Annotated in this window: 16 protein-coding genes; 2 read left to right on the top strand and 14 right to left on the bottom strand. The window is 62.0% G+C overall.

All coding sequences use genetic code 11. The features are described from left to right. Nucleotide 1 precedes the first annotated feature (1 nt). The 7 genes from ACS4NR_RS11065 to ACS4NR_RS11035 form a co-directional block, all read right to left on the bottom strand. The gene (locus ACS4NR_RS11065) at nucleotides 2-517 is read right to left on the bottom strand and encodes an Hcp family type VI secretion system effector (protein WP_003226246.1); all 516 of its coding nucleotides are present in this window, start codon (nucleotides 515-517) and stop codon (nucleotides 2-4) included. Nucleotides 518-1063: 546 nt separating this feature from the next. Further along, nucleotides 1064-2443, bottom strand: a complete 1380-nt coding sequence (hglS, locus tag ACS4NR_RS11060; protein WP_456020099.1) for a 2-oxoadipate dioxygenase/decarboxylase HglS — start codon at nucleotides 2441-2443, stop codon at nucleotides 1064-1066. An 88-nt stretch (nucleotides 2444-2531) separates the two neighbouring features. Continuing rightward, the gene (gene glcF, locus ACS4NR_RS11055; protein ID WP_456020098.1) at nucleotides 2532-3752 is read right to left on the bottom strand and encodes a glycolate oxidase subunit GlcF; all 1221 of its coding nucleotides are present in this window, start codon (nucleotides 3750-3752) and stop codon (nucleotides 2532-2534) included. Nucleotides 3753-3754: 2 nt separating this feature from the next. After that, nucleotides 3755-4804 (bottom strand): glycolate oxidase subunit GlcE, encoded by a 1050-nt coding sequence (gene glcE, locus ACS4NR_RS11050; RefSeq protein WP_456020097.1) that lies wholly within the window; start codon nucleotides 4802-4804, stop codon nucleotides 3755-3757. Then, nucleotides 4804-6303, bottom strand: coding sequence for a glycolate oxidase subunit GlcD (gene glcD, locus ACS4NR_RS11045; RefSeq protein WP_456020096.1), 1500 nt, complete (start codon nucleotides 6301-6303; stop codon nucleotides 4804-4806). The genes glcE and glcD overlap by 1 nt, the downstream gene beginning before the upstream one ends. A gap of 184 nt (nucleotides 6304-6487) precedes the next feature. Then, nucleotides 6488-7414, bottom strand: coding sequence for an alpha/beta fold hydrolase (locus ACS4NR_RS11040; RefSeq protein ID WP_456020095.1), 927 nt, complete (start codon nucleotides 7412-7414; stop codon nucleotides 6488-6490). 22 nt (nucleotides 7415-7436) lie between these two features. Continuing rightward, nucleotides 7437-8888 (bottom strand): flavin-containing monooxygenase, encoded by a 1452-nt coding sequence (locus ACS4NR_RS11035; RefSeq protein ID WP_456020094.1) that lies wholly within the window; start codon nucleotides 8886-8888, stop codon nucleotides 7437-7439. A gap of 190 nt (nucleotides 8889-9078) precedes the next feature. Between ACS4NR_RS11035 and ACS4NR_RS11030 the strand changes: the two genes are divergently transcribed. Both ACS4NR_RS11030 and ACS4NR_RS11025 read left to right on the top strand, forming a co-directional pair. Beyond that, the gene (locus ACS4NR_RS11030; RefSeq protein ID WP_456020093.1) at nucleotides 9079-10152 is read left to right on the top strand and encodes a diguanylate cyclase; all 1074 of its coding nucleotides are present in this window, start codon (nucleotides 9079-9081) and stop codon (nucleotides 10150-10152) included. A 208-nt stretch (nucleotides 10153-10360) separates the two neighbouring features. Next, nucleotides 10361-11596, top strand: a complete 1236-nt coding sequence (locus ACS4NR_RS11025) for a M20/M25/M40 family metallo-hydrolase (protein ID WP_456020092.1) — start codon at nucleotides 10361-10363, stop codon at nucleotides 11594-11596. A gap of 689 nt (nucleotides 11597-12285) precedes the next feature. Here the strand turns inward: ACS4NR_RS11025 and ACS4NR_RS11020 are convergent. From ACS4NR_RS11020 to ACS4NR_RS10990, 7 genes are all read right to left on the bottom strand, one after another. Then, nucleotides 12286-13155, bottom strand: a complete 870-nt coding sequence (locus ACS4NR_RS11020; protein ID WP_007968750.1) for an isocitrate lyase/PEP mutase family protein — start codon at nucleotides 13153-13155, stop codon at nucleotides 12286-12288. 185 nt (nucleotides 13156-13340) lie between these two features. Then, a complete protein-coding gene (gene astA / locus ACS4NR_RS11015; protein WP_456020091.1) occupies nucleotides 13341-14375 on the bottom strand; it encodes an arginine N-succinyltransferase in 1035 nt (344 codons plus the stop codon). Nucleotides 14376-14436: 61 nt separating this feature from the next. Next, nucleotides 14437-15453: an arginine N-succinyltransferase gene (locus ACS4NR_RS11010; protein WP_456020090.1), complete on the bottom strand. Its 1017-nt coding sequence runs from the start codon at nucleotides 15451-15453 to the stop codon at nucleotides 14437-14439. 119 nt (nucleotides 15454-15572) lie between these two features. Next, complete coding sequence (locus tag ACS4NR_RS11005; protein WP_456020089.1) at nucleotides 15573-16922, bottom strand: APC family permease; 1350 nt, start codon at nucleotides 16920-16922, stop codon at nucleotides 15573-15575. 86 nt (nucleotides 16923-17008) lie between these two features. Next, entirely contained in the window at nucleotides 17009-17761 is a 753-nt protein-coding gene (locus ACS4NR_RS11000; RefSeq protein ID WP_456020088.1) for an N-formylglutamate amidohydrolase, read from the bottom strand. Beyond that, a complete protein-coding gene (locus tag ACS4NR_RS10995; protein ID WP_456020087.1) occupies nucleotides 17745-19076 on the bottom strand; it encodes a glutamine synthetase in 1332 nt (443 codons plus the stop codon). Before ACS4NR_RS10995 ends, ACS4NR_RS11000 begins: the two co-directional genes overlap by 17 nt. Then, nucleotides 19073-19717, bottom strand: a complete 645-nt coding sequence (locus tag ACS4NR_RS10990; protein WP_047601825.1) for an isochorismatase family cysteine hydrolase — start codon at nucleotides 19715-19717, stop codon at nucleotides 19073-19075. The genes ACS4NR_RS10995 and ACS4NR_RS10990 overlap by 4 nt, the downstream gene beginning before the upstream one ends. Between the last annotated feature and the right edge of the window lie 2 nt (nucleotides 19718-19719).

The raw sequence follows: 19719 nt of genomic DNA, 5'->3' as shown, positions 1-19719 counted from the left end.
ATTAAACGACTGGAGCACGCCAGTCATCGGAACCCGAAGTACCGGATACTTCGTGGGTCCAGGTGATTTTACGGTAGGTGAACTGCACTTCTTCCAGGTGGGTGAAGTGCGAGTTGCCTGGATCCTGGCAGTTGTGCATTTTGTTGTTGATGGCGACGATGATCGCGTCTTCCAGTTTGGTGGTGTAGTAGTGCTCTTGAGTACCTTGAGCAGAAGTACGGTACCACTGGATAACGATTTCGCTCATGCGCTCGCCGGAGGTCAGAGCAGCTTGCAGCAGAGGCGAAGCCTTGTCGTAGACCTTGGTGATGATCACTGGCTTGTGAACGCGCTGACCGGTTGGCTGACCGGATTGTGGGTCACGCGGGATGATCACGTCGTGGCTGAAAGCCTGAACCATGACCTGGTCTTCGTGGCCTTCCTGGTAGGTGTTGCCAACGGAGTCGGCGGTGAAGGCGCCGGCAGTGATCAGGCCTTGTTTTTCGCCGGTAACCGACATGTACGCTGGTGTTGCCATGGGGTGCTCTCCTTGCGGATAAATTTAGGGTGCCCGGGAGGCGAAATCGCCCGGTGGGTGCCTGACTGTTATCAAGGAGCGTGCCAGGTTTGTCGAAGGCCCCGGTAGCCGGGGGTGGAGTGGCTCTAGCCTGCGGTTTGGCCGATGTTTTTTGCCGAATCGAGATGGAAAGTGCGCAACTTCTTGCGCAGTACTGCGCAAGAAGTTGCGCACTTGGCTATAAGCCACGCCAGTCAAGGCCTGCAGCGAAATGATCAGGCTTTTTTGCCGAACAAGTGCGCAAGAAGTTGCGCAGTAAGGCCAAGGGCTAGCATCGGGCGTTTGAAACGATTCGCCTCCAACTGCGGAATCTGGTGCAGGATCGCCATTCTATTGCGTTGATCGAAGCGTTTTTATAGCGGTGGAAAACCAGTCGCAGACGGCGTTCGCGTTGTTGTCACGCTTGCGCTAGAAGCAAAAGCAAAAGATCGCAGCCTGCGGCAGCTCCTACAGGGGGAAACACATTCCATCTGTAGGAGCTGCCGCAGGCTGCGATCTTTTGATCTTTCAGCGCGAAAGCGCTGCTAGGCACTCCTCAATCGAACGCCGCTGCGTCTCGGCATACAACCCCAATTCATCAATGGTCGCACGCCCCAGCGCTTGTTCGAATGCCTGGCGGTTCGAGTGTTCGCCATAGTGCGTCTGCGCAGCATCCCCAAGGTTCGACTGAAAAATCCCCGCCGCACTCACCGGCAGGAAATCTTCGTACACCAACGGTTCAGCTTTCACATGGCCCTCGCGGAGCAAATCCTCCAGCGATGCGGACGTGAGGCTACCCGCTGCCAAGCCTTTTTCCGTAGGGAAGTAGCGAAAATACGCCAGCTCCTGCTCGCGCATGCCGTCGACGCTGTCAGGAAATTCGCCAAAGTGTTGGGTCATCAGCGCGTTGTAGCGTGCGGCGTTGCCTTCGTTGGGGAAGTCACCGAGTTCATCGCGCGCAGCATTCAGCAAGCGGTCATACAGCGCCCGGCCTTTGGGCGTCAGCGCCGCACCGCGTTGTTCGATCTCGCCGAAACGCGCGCTGTGGCTACCACGAGTGTCGTGCTGGTCGGTGAAAGTGATCGGCTCATCCAGCGCCTTGAAACTGGTCTGGCGCAGCAGGATCGGGCAGTGCCGGCGCGGCGGGCCTTCGATCACCGCTTTCGGGGTGATGCCGTGCACCGGCATTTGCGCCTGAACCCTATCGATGTCCAGCGTGCGCGGGGTCAGGTGATTGATGTGCGGGCCTTTGAACGCCACCACATCGGCGATCAAACGGTGCTGGGCGCTGAGGGTCTGGTACTGCGCGGCAGTGACAGTTGCGCTGTGATGCCAGCGAAAGGTCTCCAGTGCCTGCAGGATAAATTCCTCCGCTTCATCCTCATTCAGCCCACCAGATGACTCAGCCTGCTTGATCAGTTGCAAGACAGCAGGTGTAAAGATCGAACGCTGGTTCAACACCGATTCGGCAAACGCGCGCAGCTCGGGATCCTCGATCAGTTCCAGACGCAGTAACGAGGTGAACACTCGAAACGGACTGACCTGCAGCGCTGCTTCATGCACCGCGCGAAACGCCGTGGAGTGCACCGGCACGCCCGCCGGGGTCAGATCGTAATAACCCACCGGTTGCATGCCCATCACCGCGAAAAGGCGCGCGAGGGTTGCCAGCTCCTTGGCGGTACCGACGCGGATGGCGCCGTGGCGCTCCATGTCCAACCGTTCGATTTCACCGGTGCTGTCGAGCTGCCGTGCGATGTCCGGCTGAGCGGACAGCACTTCGCGGTTTGTCTGCTCGACCAGTTCCATCAGCGCGCCGTACAAGGGCACTTCTTCGCGGTACATGTCGGACATCGCTTTGGAGAAGCGTTGGCGGATCAGGTCGGGGCTGACGAAAGGCTGCACGGTCATGAAAAAAATTCCTGCCACGGTCACGTTTTGGATGGAGTAAAAGATCGCAGCCTTCGCCGACGGCGGCAAACGAAGAATCCTACGAACTTCATTCTGCCAATGACTGATCCACCAGTTCGATCCAGTGCAAGACTTGCGTGCGCCCGGCGCCGCCCAGATGATTCTGGCAACCGATGTTGGAAGTGACGATAAGGTCCGGGCGATCGCTCTCCAAGGCGTTGAGGCGGTTGTCGCGCAGTTGCCGGGCAAGGGTCGGTTGCGTCAACGAATAGGTGCCGGCCGAACCGCAACACAAATGCCCATCCGGTACCGCCGTGAGGTTGAAACCCAGCCGGGTCAGCAGCGCTTCCACCGCGCCGCCGAGTTTCAGCGCATGTTGCAAGGTGCAGGGGCAATGCACGGCGATCCGGCGTTGGCTGGCGGCGCACAGTTTCTCCAGGGGCTCCTGGGCCAGGATCTGTACCAGATCCAGCGTCCGCTCGCTGATCTGCCGCGCCTTGTCGGCGTAGCGCGGATCCTGCGCCAGCAAATGCCCGTAATCCTTGATGAACGCGCCGCAACCGCTGGCTGTCTGCACGATGGCTTCCGCGCCGTTTTCCAGGTGCGGCCACCACGCGTCGATGTTCTGCCGGGCGCGATCAAGGCCCTTGGCCTGGGCGTCGAGGTGATAGTCCAGCGCGCCGCAGCAACCCGCCTCGGCCACCGGCGTCGCGCTGATCCCCAACCGATCGAGCACCCGCGCCGTCGCATCATTGGTGTTCGGCGACAGGCCCGGTTGTACGCAGCCTTCGAGCAACAACACCCGCCGTGCGTGGCGCGGGGCTGGGCGTGTGCCGGACGCTGGCGAGCGCTGGGGCAATTTGCTTTCGAACATTCGCGGCAGCAGGGGCCGGAACGTCGTGCCGACCCGCAGCAGTCCCTTGAACACCCCGGGATTCGGCGCCAGTGCGCGCAAACCCTCGCGTAACAGGCGCTGGGCGGCGGGGCGCGGCACCGCCTGATCGACCACCGCCCGCCCGATGTCCAGCAGGTTGTGATAGTCGACGCCGGAAGGGCAGGTGGTTTCGCAGTTGCGGCAGGACAGGCAACGATCCAGATGCAGTTGCGTCTGCTCGGTGGCGGGAGCGCCTTCGAGCACTTGCTTGATCAGATAAATGCGCCCGCGCGGCCCGTCGAGTTCATCGCCGAGTAACTGATAGGTCGGGCAGGTCGCGTTGCAGAACCCGCAATGCACGCAGGTACGCAGGATTTTTTCCGCCTCGGCAGCACGCGGCAGTTGTCGGGCTTGTTCGCTGAGGGTGGTTTGCATGGCTAGAACTCCGCGTACATCCGGCCGGGGTTGAACAGCCCTTGCGGGTCGAGTTGCGCCGTGAGTTGCTGGTGATAGCGCATCAGTGTGCGCGGCAGCGGCTGGAACGGTGTGTCGCTGGCGCCATGGGTAAAGCAGGTGGCGTGCCCGCCGAGTTCCTGGGCGAGAATCTGAATGTGCTCGTGATCGGATTTCAGCCAGCGTTGCGCACCGGCCCAGTCGATCAGTTGCTGGCCGGGCAAGTCCTGCGGCCCGAGATTGTTCGGCAGCGACAGGCGCCACAGCGGCAGTCCTTCGTCGAAAAAGCTCAGGCGTTGCTCGTTCAAGTCGCGCCAGAACGTCGAATCCAGCGGCTCGCCGCCGAGTCGTTGATGCGCGGCGGTGACCGAGCCTTCGCCGCCCTCAAGGCGCAGATACAGGCTTTGCCCGTCATGGCAGGCGCCGCTGATCGGCAACGGTTGCTGGCCCCATTCGGCCAGTCTGGTCAGCGCCCGCGCGCAATCGATATCGAGACGGATACTCAGACACTGGCGCGGTTTCGGCAGGACTTTCAGCGAGACTTCGGTCAGCACGCCGAGGCAGCCGTAACTGCCGGTCAACAGGCGTGAGAGGTCGTAGCCGGCAACGTTTTTCATCACCTCGCCACCGAACCGCAAGTGCTCGCCGAGACCGGTGATGACCCGGGTGCCGAGGACAAAATCGCGTACCGAACCTGACCAGGGCCGCCGTGGCCCGGACAAACCGCAGGCAATCATCCCGCCCACCGTGGCGTTTTCGCCGAAGGCCGGCGGCTCGCAGGGCAGCATCTGCCCGGCCGCGTCAAGCGCCGCCAGCAGCTCGCGCAACGGCGTACCGGCACGCACGCTGACCACCAGCTCGGTCGGTTCATAGCGCACGATGCCGCGATGCGCGCGGACGTCGAGCACTTCACCGGCCACCTCGCGGCCGAGAAACGCCTTGCTGTTGCCGCCCTGAATTTTCAGCGGTGTGGCGTTGGCCCGGGCCGCGTTGACCTGATCGAGCAGCGCGCCGCTGGCGTCGAAATCAGCCATCAGAAGCGCTCCAGTTCGGGGAATGGCAGTTGTCCGGCATGAATGTGCATCGCACCGAATTCGGCGCAGCGATGCAGGGTCGGGATGTTCTTGCCGGGGTTGAGCAGGCCTTGCGGGTCGAACGCGGCTTTGACCGCGTGGAACAGGCTCAGCTCAGCACTGTTGAACTGCGCGCACATCTGATTGATTTTCTCGCGGCCGACCCCGTGTTCACCGGTGATGCTGCCGCCGACCTGCACGCACAATTCCAGAATCTTCCCGCCCAACGCTTCGGCGCGCTGCAGTTCGCCCGGCTGGTTGGCATCGAACAGGATCAACGGGTGCATATTGCCGTCGCCGGCATGAAACACGTTGGCCACGCGCAAGCCGTATTCGGCGCCGAGGCGGGCGATGCCTTGCAACACGCCGGGCAATTCGCGGCGCGGGATGGTGCCGTCCATGCAGTAGTAGTCCGGCGACAGACGGCCGATCGCCGGAAAGGCATTTTTGCGCCCGGCCCAGAAGCGCACACGCTCGGCTTCGTCGCGGGCCTGCCGCACTTCGCTGGCGCCGGCCTGGAGCATGACGTCGCGCACCCGCAGGCAATCGTCGTGGACATCGGCTTCGACGCCATCGAGTTCGCACAACAGAATCGCCTCGGCACCGACCGGGTAACCGGCGTGAATGAAGTCTTCGGCGGCGCGAATCGCCAGGTTGTCCATCATCTCCAGGCCGCCGGGAATGATCCCGGCGGCAATGATATCGGCCACGGCGCGGCCAGCCTTTTCCACCGAGTCGAAACTGGCCAGCAAGACCTTGGCGACCTGCGGTTTGGGCAGCAGTTTGACCGTGACTTCGGTGATGATTCCCAGCAATCCTTCGGAGCCGGTGAACAGCGCCAGCAAATCGAAACCCGGCGAGTCGAGGGCGTCGCTGCCCAGCGTCAGACGTTCGCCCTCGATGCTCAGCACTTCGATTTTCAGCAAATTGTGCACGGTCAGGCCGTACTTGAGGCAATGCACGCCACCGGCGTTTTCCGCGACGTTGCCGCCGATCGAGCAGGCGATCTGCGACGACGGATCCGGCGCGTAATACAGACCGAACGGCGCGGCCGCCTGGGAGATCGCCAGATTGCGCACCCCGGGTTGAACCCGCGCGGTACGGGCCGCCGGGTCGATGTGCAGAATATTGTTGAAGCGCGCCATCACCAGCAACAGACCTTTTTCCAGCGGCAGCGCACCCCCCGACAATCCGGTGCCGGCACCCCGGGCCACCACCGGCACGTTGTGTTGATGGCAGAGCTTGAGCAGGGTCTGCACCTGATCGAGTCGCCGGGGCAGGGCGACCAGCATCGGCGTGGTGCGGTAGGCGGAGAGGCCGTCGCACTCGTAGGGTTTGAGTTCGTCTTCGCGCCAGAGCAGGTCGAGATCCGGAAGGGCGCGCTGCAGGGTTTTCAGCAACTCAGCCTTGTTCACCTCCGGTAGCGGGCCGTCGAGGCGTTCGTCGTAGAGAATGTTCATTTCGACCTTCCGAATCTTTATCGACAAGAGGGCTTTTTGTGGCGAGGGAGCTTGCTCCCGCTGGGCTGCGCAGCAGACCTGAGATCGATACTGTGGCGAGGCAGGCTAGTCGCATGCGCTGGAGCAGGGCCGCTTCGCGCCCCAGCGGGAGCAAGCTCCCTCGCCACAGTGCCAGCGGTGGGTTTCATCGCTGATTGCCCAGAAACTCCCGATACAACCGCGCGGTGCTCCCCGGTTGTTCAACCATCGGCATGTGCCCGACGCCATCCCACACCTCGACCCGCAGATTGGCGATGCCCTTGCTCCAGATCGGCACGCTGCTGACGTCGATCAAGCGATCCTTGCGGCCCCACAGCAGCAGCGCCGGGCACTTGATGTCTGCGAGTTTCGGCTCCATCGGTGGGCTGGCGCGAAAGTCGCGGAAGATCTCTTCCAGCTCATCGCGCTGGCGTTCGTATCGCTGGGCGATGGCGTCCAGCACCAGTCCGGGCACCCAGGGTGGCGAGGCCATGGTCATCGCATAAAACTGGCGAAACTCTTCCCGGGAGTTGATCAGAAACGGGTTATGCCCACGGGCCAGATGGCGTTCCATGTCGCTGGCCTGCGGCGCGGTGACGCCGGCCGGGTCGATCAGTGCCACCGAGGCAATCCGCTCTGGGTAAGTTGCTGCCAGCCACGCTGCGATGTAGCCGCCCATGGAGTTGCCAATCACGTGGACTTTCTCCACGCCACACACGTCCAGCAGCTGGATCATGCGCTTGGCCTGCAGCGCAATGTCGTAGCCGCCGCCGGCCTTGAACCCGGTTTCCCCATGACCAGCGATGTCCGGAATGATCACCCGGTACTGGCGGACAAAGTGCCTGGCGAAGCGCAGCCACAGATTTTTCTCGGCGCTGTAGCCGTGCAGCATCAGGATCGCGCTGGCCGCCTCATAGGGGCCGCCCTGCCAGGTCGAGACGGTCATTTCGGCAATCGGCACCTCGATTTTGTGCAACTTGTACAACTTGGCCTCGAGCGCCGTGCTCAGGTCGTACAGCAAATGGCCGACCGCCGGGTAACTCAACCAGCTCCAGGCCACGAAAACCGCGAGAGCGACAAACAGCACAAGCATCGACGTCTTCCTTTTACGTTGTTCAGGACAGAATGTGGTCAGCCGGTTTCAGCGCCCGGGTCAACCGGTAGTAGCTGAAACTGAAGCCGGGAAATATCGCGATCACATGACCGCTCTTGCTCTGATACCAACTGTGACAGCCGCCGGACTTCCACACCGTGCGTTCCATCTCACGGTGGATCATTGCAGTGTAGGTACGTTCCGCGTCGGGGCGCACTTCGATGCTGCGCAGGCCTTTTGACTGCAGCGTGTGGATGCAGTCGAGGATGTAGTTCATCTGCGCTTCGATGATGAACAGCGCCGAGGTATGCCCGATGCCGGTGTTGGGGCCGGTGACGATAAACAGGTTGGGAAAGTCCGGCAGGCTGGTGCCCAGATAGGCGCGTGGGTACTCGCTCCAGACATCCTTGAGCTGCACGCCCTGACGGCCGGTGACCGGGTAGGAGACCACGCCGTCGGTGGCGTCGTAGCCGGTCGACCAGACAATCAGGTCGACCTCAATGTGCTGGCCGTCGGTGGTGGTGATGCCGGTTTCGTCGATTTCGGCGATACCCTGTTCGCGGCTGTGCAGCGTGACGTTGGGCCGGGTCAGCGCCGGGTAATAGGTGCTGGAAAGCAGGACGCGCTTGCAGCCGATAGTGAAGTCCGGGGTGAGTCTTGCGCGCAACTGCGGGTCCGGCACCTGCTGTTTGAGAAAGCGCAGGGCCTGACGCTGGACCAGATGAATCGCCGGTTTCGAATATTTGAAGGCGATGACCCGGGTTTCGAATTGCCAGTAGAGCAACCAGCGCAGCAGCTTGTAGGCCGGTTTCACCCCCAGCAACCAGCGCTGGAAAGGCCCGAACCTGCGATCGGCGCGCGGCAGCACCCAATGTGGTGTGCGCTGGAACACGTGCAATCGCTCGACTTCTGGAGCAATCGTCGGAATCACCTGCGCAGTACTGGCGCCGCTGCCGACGATGGCCACGCGTTTACCGCGGTAGTCGTAGCTGTGATCCCAATTGTTGGTATGAAAAGTCTTGCCCTGAAAGCGATCCAGGCCGGGGAAGGGTGGGATCACCGGTTGGCTCAACGGGCCGGAGGCGTTGATCACGAACTGCGCGTAGAAAATCCCCTTGCTGGTATGCACCGACCAGCGCTTTTCGGCGTCGTCCCATTCGATGCGTTCGACGTTGGTTTGCAGCTCCACGCGCTCGCGCAGGCCAAAGCGCTCGATGACATGTTCGGTGTATTGATGCAGTTCAGCCTGGGCGGCGAACATCTGCGTCCAGCGGTACGGCGCGAAGGACAGCGAGTACAGCGGCGACGGCACATCCACCGCCGCGCCGGGGTAGGTGTTCTGGCACCAGGTGCCGCCGAGGAAGTCGCGTCTTTCCAGCAGGCGAAAATCGTCGATACCGGCCTTGAGCAAATTGACCGCCGCACATTGGCCGCCAAATCCGCTGCCGATGATCAACACTCGGTACGTCTGCATGGGCCTCCTTCTTATAGTCGTTTTTCCGTTTTCGTCCTTTCAGGTATAGCTAAATATTTGCACTGTGCGCGACGGCGATGGCGCGGTATTCAGCGGCTGACCGGTGATGGCTATTTAACGGCTGCCTGTTAGACTTCCAGCACATCGGTCTGACGGTGTGCGCAGGTTCCGTTGAGTGGTCGAGGCCCTTATGCGAAACAAGGGGGGAAAGGGACTTTCATTGGCCAGGAGGCTTTATACATCGCGAACCCTCGGGCTGGTGCTGGGGCTGTTGTGTGTGAGCGCGGCGATGTACCCGCTCGACCCGCCGTTGTGGGCCTGGGCGCTGATGCTGTTCAACGGCTTGGTCTGGCCGCACCTGGCGTTTCAATGGGCCCGTCGCTCCAGGGTTCCCTATCATGCGGAACACCGCAATCTGTTGATCGACGCGTTTATGGGCGGCTTCTGGGTCGCCGCCATGCATTTCAATCCGCTGCCCAGTGCCACCACCGTCTCGATGATGGCGATGAACAACGTCGCCATCGGCGGTATGCGTTTTCTTGCGGCGGGCCTGGCCGCGCAGATCCTCGGCATTGGCGTCGGCCTGGTGGTGTTCGCCCCGGCGTTCATCCCGCAGACCTCACCGTTGCAGCTCTATGCGTGCCTGCCGTTGCTGATGCTGTACCCGTTGGCGCTGGGCTGGATCTGCTTTCGCCAGGCCTACACGCTGGGCCTGCACAAACGTGAGCTACTGGCGCTGAGCCGCACCGACAGCCTCACCGGTCTGCTCAATCACGGTGCCTGGAAGGATCAACTGGAAATCGAGTTTCAGCGTTGTCGCCGACAGAAGCAGGGCGCAGCGATTGCGTTGATCGACATCGACCACTTCAAAGCAATCAACGACACCTACGGCCACGTGGCTGGCGACATCGTGCTGCGCCAGTTGAGCAAGATGCTCAAGCAAAACCTGCGCGCCGCAGACGTGGCCGGGCGTTACGGTGGTGACGAGTTCTGCGTGATTTTGCCGGACCTGCCGCTGTTCAACGCCGCGCAGGCGATGGAAGCCCTGCGCGAACGTTTCGCCACCCTCGGTTACGAACAGAACCCGGCGCTCAAGGTCAGCCTGAGTATCGGTCTGGCGGCATACGATCCGGCGCATGGCGACGCGACACGTTGGCTCAATGATGCGGATCAGGCGCTGTACGAGGCCAAGGCCACCGGGCGCAATCGGGTGATCTGCAACAGTGATGATCTGCCGAAGCAGGAAGTGCTCGATTCGGTCTGACTGCCCACCGCAGTTCCCTGTGGGAGCGGGCTTGCTCGCGAAGACGCTCTGTCAGTGGCATTGATCTCGGCTGACACTCCGCTAGCGCGAGCAGGCGAAGGCCTGCAAGTATTCGGTGTTGGCCGCAGAGATGTCGCATCCGGTATAGAGCCTTGCGTCGATGTCAGGTACGGTTCAATTCCCCCCGACGCGAAACAAGGATCGATTCATGACGTTCTCATTTTCCCGCTCGCTGCTGGCCGCCAGTCTCGGCCTGTCCCTCGTCCTCAGCTCCGCCAGCGCCTTCGCCGAACCGCACAAGCAAGTGCTGGCGGATGCCGAGCAGTATCAGCCCGAAGCCCTGAAACTGCTGGAGCGGCTGGTCAACATCGACTCTGGTTCCGGTTATGAACCCGGCCTCAAGCAAGTCAGCGAGATCGCCATCGACGAGCTGAAAAAACTCGGCGCAACCATCGAACTGGTGCCCAACACCCCGGAAAAATCCAACCACGTGTTGGCCACCTTCAAGGGTACCGGCAAGGCGAAAATCCTCTTGATGGCGCACATGGACACGGTGTTCAAGGAAGGCTCCGCCGCCGAGCGCCCGTTCCACATCAAGGACGGCCGCGCCTACGGGCCTGGGGTGATGGACGACAAGGGCGGCATCGTCGCCGGGATCTACGCGTTGAAAATTCTGAAGAACCTCGACTTCAAGGACTACGCGCAGATCACCTTCCTGCTCGACGCCAGCGAGGAAACCGGCTCCGACGTCGCCACTGACCTGATCAAGAAAACCGCCAAGGCTCACGACGTGACCCTCAACCTCGAACCTGGGCGTCCGGCCGATGGACTGGTGGTGTGGCGCAAAGGCAGCGCGACGGCATTGGTCGAGGTTAAAGGCAAGGCGGCGCATGCCGGGGTCGCGCCGGAATTGGGGCGGAACGCGGCCATGGAAGCGGCGCACCAGATTCTGCAACTGGGCAAACTCGGCGACGAAGCGAAGAAAACCACGATCAACTTCACCGTGCTCCAGGCGGGCGATCGCACCAACGTGATCCCGGATCACGCCACGGCCAAGGCTGACGTGCGTGCGGCGGTGCCGGAAGAGTTCGACCGGATCGAGAAAGATCTGGCGCGAGTGTCGCAGGACAAGCTGATCGCCGAAACCGAAGTCACCACCAGCCTCAAACGCGGGCTGCCACCGATGCCGCAGACGGCGGAGTCGGATCGCTTGATGGCCATGGCGCAAGGGATTTACGGCGAGATCGGCCGCAAGCTGACCGAAGAGGGCAGCGGTGGTGCGGCGGATGCCAGCCTGTCAGCCGGGGTGGGTACGCCGACGCTGGATGGCTTCGGGATTGTCGGCGGCAATATTCATACGCCGGAGGAATACGCTGAAGTGGCGAGCGTGACGCCGCGGATTTATCTGTTGTCGCGGATGATCATGGAGTTGGCCAAACGCTGACTCCCTCGGATTGGCGGTGCTGCAACTGACGCCTTCGCGAGCAAGCCCGCTCCCACAATGGATCTGTGCCGAACACCAATGCTGTGTTCACTGAAGATCCACGGTGGGAGCGGGCTTGCTCGCGAAGGCGGCGGGTCAGGCTAAATGGGTGCTGAATGTGCCGACGTCATCGCGAGCAGGCTCACTCCTACATGGGATCTGTGTTCAACACCAATGCTGTGTTCACTGAAGATCCACTGTGGGAGCGGGCTTGCTCGCGAAGGCGGCGGGTCAGGCTAAATGGGTGCTGAATGTGCCGACGTCATCGCGAGCAGGCTCACTCCTACATGGGATCTGTGTTCAACACCAATGCTGTGTTCACTGAAAGATCCACTGTGGGAGCGGGCTTGCTCGCGAAGGCGGCGGGTCAGGCTAGATGGGTGTTGAATGTGCCGACGTCATCGCGAGCAGGCTCACTCCTACATGGGATCTGTGTTCAACACCAATGCTGTATTCACTGAAAGATCCATTGTGGGAGCGGGCTTGCTCGCGAAGGCGGCGGGTCAGGCTAAATGGGTGTTGAATGTGCCGACGTCATCGCGAGCAGGCTCACTCCTACATGGGATCTGTGTTCAACACCCATGCTGTGTTCACTGAAGATCCACTGTGGGAGCGGGCTTGCTCGCGAAGAGGCCGGGCCTGACCGCAGATTATTCCTTGACGCTCATGTATTCCTTCGCCCACAGGATGTAATCCTCAGGCTGGGTGTAGGTGTGCGTCAGTTCGGTGGCGCTCAGGTCCGAGGCCTGGGTGAAGATCTGGCGTTGTTCGCGCAGGCTGTCGTAGGTGGCCTTGATTGCGGCGAAGTACGCACCGTGACCATCGATGGTCACGCGTACGCCGAGTTCGGCCAGGCGCTTGTCGTCGCGCAGCGCCGGGTTGCCGTAGGTCACCAGCATCAGCGGCACGGTCAGGTGTTCGGCAATTTGCTCAAGCTGATCGAAGTCCTGCACCCCGACCATGCAGATGCCGTCGGCACCGGCGGCCTGGTATTGCTTGGTGCGGCTGATGATTTCCTGATTCGGCAGAATCCCGGCGTTGGTGCGGGCGATGATCGCCATTTCCGAATCGACCCGGGCTTCCAGCGCCGCGCGGATCTTGCCGACGCCTTCGGCGACCGAGATCAGGTCGGTGGATTTGCGACCGAATTGTGCTGGCAGCAGGGTGTCTTCGATGGTCAGGGCGGCGACGCCGGCGCGTTCCAGTTCGACGATGGTGCGCATCACGTTGAGGGCGTTGCCGTAGCCGTGGTCGGCGTCGGCGATCACTGGCAACTGAGCGACGCGGCCAATGCGGGTGGCCTGTTCGGCGAACTCGCTGAGGGTGATCAGGGCAAAGTCGGGGGCGCCCAGCACCTGCAACGAGGCCACGGAGCCGCCGAGGATCCCCACTTCGAAACCCAGGTCGGCGGCAATGCGCGCGGACATCGGGTCGAACACCGAGGCGGTGTGGTAGCAGGTGTCGGAAGCCAGCAATTGACGGAAGTTACGGCGCAAATCTTGATGGGAAAGCCTGGTCATACGAGTTCCACCAATACAAAGGAATGGAACGGCTTGAGCAAAGGTGTCAACGCCGAAGAATGAAAAGGCTATCACGCGAATGGGTCAAGGTTCATGACGAATTTGCGCGTGAGGCGTTGATGACGGATCCAATGGCTGAAAGGTTTCATCCGCAGTCAGCGGATGTTCAGTGGCAAAACCGCAGATCAGGCCGCTACCGCCTGTTGCTGTTGCCTGGGCAGCAGCACGGCGCGTACCGAATTGCCCGGCTGCAGTTGCAGGCGCTTGGCGGTCAGGCGGTCGACCACCAGGGCATTGCCGACCAGACGACCGGGGGCCACGGTGATGCGGCAGTTCTCTAGGCGCCGGTTATGGATCAGCCACAACGGTGCCTGATCGTCCGGCGTGCCGAGACTCAGGGTCAGCGCCAGGCTGTCGCGTACAGTACGAATGCTGCCGATCGGTGCCTCGATCACCGGGCCGCCGTCGAAGATGTCGATGTAGCCCTTATGCACAAAACCTTCTTCGCGCAGGATCTTCAGCGCCGGCTCGGTATTGGGGTGCGCCTGGCCGATGGCCGCCTGTGCCTGTTCGGTAAGCATGCAGGTGTACAACGGCTGGCGCGGCATCAGTTCGGCGATGAACGACTTGTTGCCCAGACCCGACAAGTGGTCGGCATGGCTGAAGTCCATCTGGAAGAAATGCCGGCCCAGACTGTCCCAGAACGGCGAGCAGCCGAGTTCATCGGCACTGCCGCGCAGCTCGGCGATCATCTTCTCGCCAAACAGTTGCGGAAATTCGGCCACGAACAGCAGCCGCCCGAGCGACAGCAGCCGGCCATTGTTGCCATGGCGTTGCTCATGCTGGAGGAACAGTGAACACAGTTCCGACTGGCCGGTCAGCTCGTTATTGAGAAACAGTGTGGGGATCTGCCGCGAAATACCGAGATCCGGTGCTGAACTCACGGTCAGCCCCACCCGGTAGTTGTACCACGGCTCGCGCAGGCCCACCGCCCCGGTCAGGGCGCTGACGCCGACCACTCGCAGGTCATCATCTTCAAGCACGAACAGATAATCGGCGTCGGCCCGTTCCACTTGGCCGGAGAACGCGCGTTGGGCCCAACGCACCCGGTGGGCGAGGCGATCTTCATTGGCCGGCAGGGTGGTGAACCCCGGGCCGGCCTGTTGCACCAGGGTCATCAGCGCTGGCAGGTCGCTGACTTTGACCGGACGGACGATCATGCGGTAACTCCTTGTACGCGCCGGTTCGGGCACTGTCGTTGGGTATGCAACCGGGCGCGATTCACAGGGCGGTCAGCCTGATCGTGCTGCCATCGGTGACCTTCAGCGCCGCGCACAGGGCCGGCGTCAGCGACAGCGGTTGATCGGGCTGGTAATCCAGTTCGGCGACGATGGCCCGGAAACCGTGCAGTGCGTCGTTGCTCAGCAGGTAACGGCCACGGGCGTCGATTTGCGCTTGCTGGCGCACTGTGGCGGTCTGGCTGTGGGCAATCGAACGAATATTCGCGGTGCGCGCATACAGGGTCGGGCCGGCGTCGAACAGGTCGATGTAGCTGTTGGTTTCAAAGCCTTCGCGTTCGAGGATGTCGAACGCTTCCTGACCGTCAGGATGAATCCGGCCGATGCATTCCTGTGCTGCCGGGGGCAGCATTGGCACGTAAATCGGGTATTGCGGCATCAGTTCGGCGAGGAACGTGCGGCTTTGCAGGCCGCACAGGCGCTCGGCCTCGACGTAGGGCAGGTCGAAGAAGTGCTTGCCCAGAGCGTCCCAGAACGGCGAATGACCGTTCTCGTCGCTGTAGCCGACGATTTCGGTGATCACCGCATCGGCGAAACGAGGTGTGTGGGCGGCGATGAACAGCAGTCGCGCCCGCGACAGCAATTCGGAAAAGGCGCTGCGCACCAGCGCGTTGTCGATGTGAAACCCGCGCAACAGCGTGTGTCCGCTGAGGTCGTGACACAGCGACAGCGCCGGCACCCCGTGTTCGATGTTCAGTTCCCGCGAGGCACTGGTGAAGTGGCGGTTGCGCAGGCTGTAGAACGGTTCGTTGAAACCGGCCGTGGCGAGGATTTCCGAGCAGCCGACCAGCCGTTGAGTGTCGAGATCTTCCAGGACGAAGAAGTAGTTCTCCGGGCCTTGCGCCTGAATGTCGTTGTCGAACGAGGCACAGGACCCGGCGATTTTTTCGCGCAGGCGCTCGCTGTCGTCCGGCAACGACGTGACGCCGACCAGGCTGTCGCGGGCCAGTTGCTGCAATTGCGGCAGGTCGGTTGTCTCGACTGGGCGTAAGACCAGCATGGATGCACTCCTGTATCAAAGGGTCCGGTGATCCCCACCGAACCTGACTATCACTGTCGGTTGCCACGCTTTAAAGCGGCGGTCGCCTGATTTGATGTCAGACGCCGCTCTTTTTCTTGTCAGCCATTGCTCGGGTCAGGCAGCGCGGTGCTGGCGTCGAGCTTGTTCAGGAAGAACAGGTACACCAGACCCAGCGCGATCCAGATCAGGCCGAGTTTCTGCGCATCGACGCCCATGTTGTACATGATGGCGGCGACGATGATGAAGCCGATCACCGGGCAGATCAGATGGCGTACGACCTGACCGGACTTCTGCCGACGCCAGTAGTAGTTGATCACTGTCAGGTGCAGCAGCATGAAACCGCTGAGGGCACCGAAGTTGACCAGCGAGGTCAGGGTGTCGACCGAATTGATGAACAGGTAGCAGATCACCAGCGACAGCACCGCCACCAGATAAATGCTCAGGTACGGGGTGTTGTGCTTCGGGTGCACCTTGGCCAGCACTTTTGGCAACTTGCCGTCGCGGGCCATGCCGAACAGCAGGCGCGACACGGCGGCTTGCGAGGTGATCGCCACGGCGACGCCCCAGGCCAGCGCCGTGGCGACACCGGTCAGGGTCGCCAGCCAGCTGCCAGCCGCGATTTCGGCAATTTCATAGAACGCGGTGTCGGCGGACTTGAAGCCCATGCCGGCGGCCAGATCGGTGGCGATCCAAGTCTGTACGACGAAAATCACGCCCATCACCACCAGAGTGATCAGCGCTGCGCGGCCGACGCTTTTGCCCGGATCGCCCTTGATTTCTTCGGCGAGGGTCGAGATTGCATCGAAGCCAAGGAACGACAGCACGGCAATCGACACCGCTTGCATCAGCAGGGCGAAGTTGAACGTTTCCGGGTGATACAGCGGCGCCAGGGTCAGCTCGCCGTTGCCGCCGCCGTTGTGCAGGGCGTTCCAGGCGTAGAACAGGAAAATCCCCAACACCACCAGCTGTGCCAGCAGAAAGATGATGTTCATCCGTGCGGTGAAGGTGATGCCGCGCAGATTGACGAAGGTTGCACTGACCAGGAACGCCAGAATGAAACCGACCTTCGGAATGTCCGGGTACAAATGGTTCAGAGCCATCGCCGCGTAGACGTACAGCAGCGGTGGAATCAGCAGGTAGTCGAGCAGCATCAGCCAGCCGGCGATGAAGCCGACGTGTTGATTGAGGCCGCGTTGCGCATAGGAATACACCGAGCCTGCGACCGGAAACGCCTTGGCCATGCTGCCGTAGCTCAGCGCGGTGAACAGCATCGCGACCATGCCGATGATGTAGGCCAGCGGCACCATCCCGGGCGCCTCGGCATTCACGTAGCCATACACGCCAAACGGGGCTATGGGGATCATGAAGATCATCCCGTACACCACCAGGTCGGTCAGTGTCAGGCTACGTTTCAACTCCTGTTTGTAGCCGAACTGTTCTATTTCCATGAAGCGCAACTCCTTGTCAGCCTATCCAGCGTTTTTAGTTGTTATGTCGATCCATCGTTACCGCGTCAGCAGTCTTGCAGCATTGTTTACAGCAGCGGCGCCAGGCGCTCGGCCCACAGCGATACCGCTTCGGGGCTGCGCAACAGATCGTTGCGCACCTCGATCAGCACCGATTCCAGCCCCCGGGCATCGCCGTGCACCGGCACCGTCATGTCGCCCAGCGGATCAACCCGATACGGCTGGTTGCCCGCGACCTGCAGCGAGTGCTCGGCCAAACCGTCGAGCAGGCGCTGGGCGTACGCTTTGGACTGACCGAACAGCACGCCGATTTCCAGTGGTCGTGGCTGGCCGTAGTACACCGGGGTAAAACTGTGAATCCCCACTACCCGCACCGCCTGGCCTTGTGCGACGCGCTGGTCGATCAGGGTCTGCAGCCGGGCGTGAAACGGTTTGAACAGGGTCTGGCGCCGGTATTCGCGAGTGGCTTCGTCCAGCTCGCGGTTGCCCGGCACCTGATAAATTTCGCTCTGCGCCGGAATGCTGTCGGGGGCATGCCGTGGCCGATTGAGGTCGATCAGCAGCCGTGAATAGTTGGCGCTCAACAGTGTCGCCCCAAGTCTCTCCGAGAGCTTTTCAGCCAGTTGCAATGCACCAATGTCCCAGGCGATGTGCTCGCGCGCAGCTGCATCGTCCAGGCCCAGATTGTTCAGGGCCTCGGGGATGTAGCGGCTGGCGTGCTCGCACACCAGAATCAACGGATGCGATGAATCTTCGCGACTCAGGTTGTAGACCGGGCGGGTGTACAACCCCAGCTCGGCGGATTCAGTACAGGCGTGCATAGTGCTCACACAGGTCAGCGGGCGAGAGCTGTTCCGTCAGCGCCAGTTCCTCGGTTTTAAGGGCGTGGTAAGTGTCGAGCAACGGCTTGGGCAGCCATTGATTGAAGGCTGCACTGTCACGCAGGCAATCCAGCGCCTGGGCCAGCGAGGCGGGCAGGGCCACAATGCCCCGGGCCTTGCGTTGCTCGTCGTTGAGAGAGTCGGGAATTTCATCGGTGATCGCGTTCAGCGCCAGACGCTGTTCGATGCCCAGCCGTCCGGCAATCAGCAGTGCGGCCATCGCCAGATGCGGCGAGGCGGTGGCGTCCATGGCGCGGAACTCCAGGTTGTACTGCGCCGCTACGGATTTGCCGCCGAGGCTGACGGTCGGGCAGATGCGCAGCGCTGCTTCGCGGTTCTGCTGCCCCAGACACGCGTAGGACGCGCTCCAGTGGTGCGGCTGCAAACGCTCGTACGACACCGGTGTCGGTGCGGTGAACGCACACAGCGCCGGCAAGTAATGCAGGATCCCCGCAGCCCAATGCTGGCCGAGCGTCGACAGACCGTTGCTGGTGCCGGCGTCGTACAGCAGCGGCAGACCTTGCAGGTCGAGCAGGCTGACGTGCAGGTGCACGCCGTTGCACACCGCGTCGGACTTGGTTTTCGGCGCGAAGCTGACGTCGACGCCCATTTGCCGGGCGATTTCGCGGGTGATTTCGCGCACGTTGACCGCACGATCCGCCGCCGCCACGCCGAGGGTCGGCCGGCAGGTGATTTCGTATTGGTGCTTGCCGTATTCGGGCAGGAACATTTCCGGCTCGACACCGCCGGCGCGCAGCGCGCTGAGCAGCCAGCCGCCGAACTCGGCGCCCTGACGCTGGGCTTCAAGGGAAAAAGCCAGATGCTCGGCAAAACCGGCATGCAGATTGAATTCGTGTTCGAACGCCGCGTTGACCTGCAAGCCGAGGTCGTCGCGATAGCGCTCGATTTCATCGCGCAACAGCGTGCGCGGGCAAGCGCTCCACGGCCGGCCATCGGTCTCGCGGATGTCGCCGTGGATGAAGTCCAGCGCCGGTGCTGCAGCGTCCGGGCCATTGCCGACGGTGACGCGGCTGCTCAAATCCGGAATCAGCCGCAAATCGCCGTACGCGCCCCACGGGTTGGTCGAGGCAATTATGTCCTGCGGGGTCAGTGCGCTATTGGCCGGCACCCAGCCGCACCCGGCCGCTTGATAGTGCTCCAACTGATCGGTGGGAAACGAGCGGCCACGGGTGATGCCGATCAGGTCGGTGGTGACGATGGTGGTCATCGGCAACGGCGTCAGGCGCTCGCTCATGGGCGCATCTCCTGCAAGCGGCCGAGCACGGTTTGCGTGTCGCTGATCCAGCAGTAACCCTTGATCGCGTTGAGGCAGGCGTCATGCCGCGCCGGGGTGTAAGTAGCGCAGGCGTCTTCGACCAGTGTCACCAGATAGCCACGGTCGGCGGCATCCCGCACCGCCATGTCGACGCACTGGTCGGTGACGATGCCGGCGATGATCAGGTGGCGGGTTTCGAGGTTGCGCAGCACGTAATCGATGTTGGTCGAGTTGAACACCCCGGACGAGGTTTTCGGCAACACGATCTCGTTTTCCACCGGCGTCAGGTCGTCGATGATCCGCGCCTGTTGACTGCCCTTGGGCAGGTGCATGTCCGACAGTTTGTGATCCAGCGAGCGGTCGCGACCGTCGGCGGTCAGGCTTTCGATGATGGTGTGCAGCACGTTCTGCCGCGTTTCGCGAAAGGCACTGAGCAAACGGCGCTGGTTGGGCACCACCTGCATGTGCGCGCGGGTCAGGAAATACTCGGCGTCCGGGCCGTTCAGGTGCGGGTCGAACTGCGGTTCGAGCCAGGCACGCTGCATGTCCACCAGCAACAGCGCGGTGTGGCCGGTGACAAATGGCAAGTCCCGCGGCGAGCGGTGGGGAAGACTGAACATCC

Source organism: Pseudomonas sp. JQ36, assembly GCF_053851495.1.
This window is presented reverse-complemented; position numbering and strand designations above follow the sequence as displayed.

Bases quoted from the DNA above. Each gene is read 5' to 3' on its own strand.
- ACS4NR_RS11065 (WP_003226246.1), bottom strand. From the start codon at position 517: ATGGCAACACCAGCGTACATGTCGGTTACCGGCGAAAAACAAGGCCTG.
- hglS (WP_456020099.1), bottom strand. From the start codon at position 2,443: ATGACCGTGCAGCCTTTCGTCAGCCCCGACCTGATCCGCCAACGCTTC.
- glcF (WP_456020098.1), bottom strand. From the start codon at position 3,752: ATGCAAACCACCCTCAGCGAACAAGCCCGACAACTGCCGCGTGCTGCC.
- glcE (WP_456020097.1), bottom strand. From the start codon at position 4,804: ATGGCTGATTTCGACGCCAGCGGCGCGCTGCTCGATCAGGTCAACGCG.
- glcD (WP_456020096.1), bottom strand. From the start codon at position 6,303: ATGAACATTCTCTACGACGAACGCCTCGACGGCCCGCTACCGGAGGTG.
- ACS4NR_RS11040 (WP_456020095.1), bottom strand. From the start codon at position 7,414: ATGCTTGTGCTGTTTGTCGCTCTCGCGGTTTTCGTGGCCTGGAGCTGG.
- ACS4NR_RS11035 (WP_456020094.1), bottom strand. From the start codon at position 8,888: ATGCAGACGTACCGAGTGTTGATCATCGGCAGCGGATTTGGCGGCCAA.
- ACS4NR_RS11030 (WP_456020093.1), top strand. From the start codon at position 9,079: ATGCGAAACAAGGGGGGAAAGGGACTTTCATTGGCCAGGAGGCTTTAT.
- ACS4NR_RS11025 (WP_456020092.1), top strand. From the start codon at position 10,361: ATGACGTTCTCATTTTCCCGCTCGCTGCTGGCCGCCAGTCTCGGCCTG.
- ACS4NR_RS11020 (WP_007968750.1), bottom strand. From the start codon at position 13,155: ATGACCAGGCTTTCCCATCAAGATTTGCGCCGTAACTTCCGTCAATTG.
- astA (WP_456020091.1), bottom strand. From the start codon at position 14,375: ATGATCGTCCGTCCGGTCAAAGTCAGCGACCTGCCAGCGCTGATGACC.
- ACS4NR_RS11010 (WP_456020090.1), bottom strand. From the start codon at position 15,453: ATGCTGGTCTTACGCCCAGTCGAGACAACCGACCTGCCGCAATTGCAG.
- ACS4NR_RS11005 (WP_456020089.1), bottom strand. From the start codon at position 16,922: ATGGAAATAGAACAGTTCGGCTACAAACAGGAGTTGAAACGTAGCCTG.
- ACS4NR_RS11000 (WP_456020088.1), bottom strand. From the start codon at position 17,761: ATGCACGCCTGTACTGAATCCGCCGAGCTGGGGTTGTACACCCGCCCG.
- ACS4NR_RS10995 (WP_456020087.1), bottom strand. From the start codon at position 19,076: ATGAGCGAGCGCCTGACGCCGTTGCCGATGACCACCATCGTCACCACC.
- ACS4NR_RS10990 (WP_047601825.1), bottom strand. From the start codon at position 19,717: ATGTTCAGTCTTCCCCACCGCTCGCCGCGGGACTTGCCATTTGTCACC.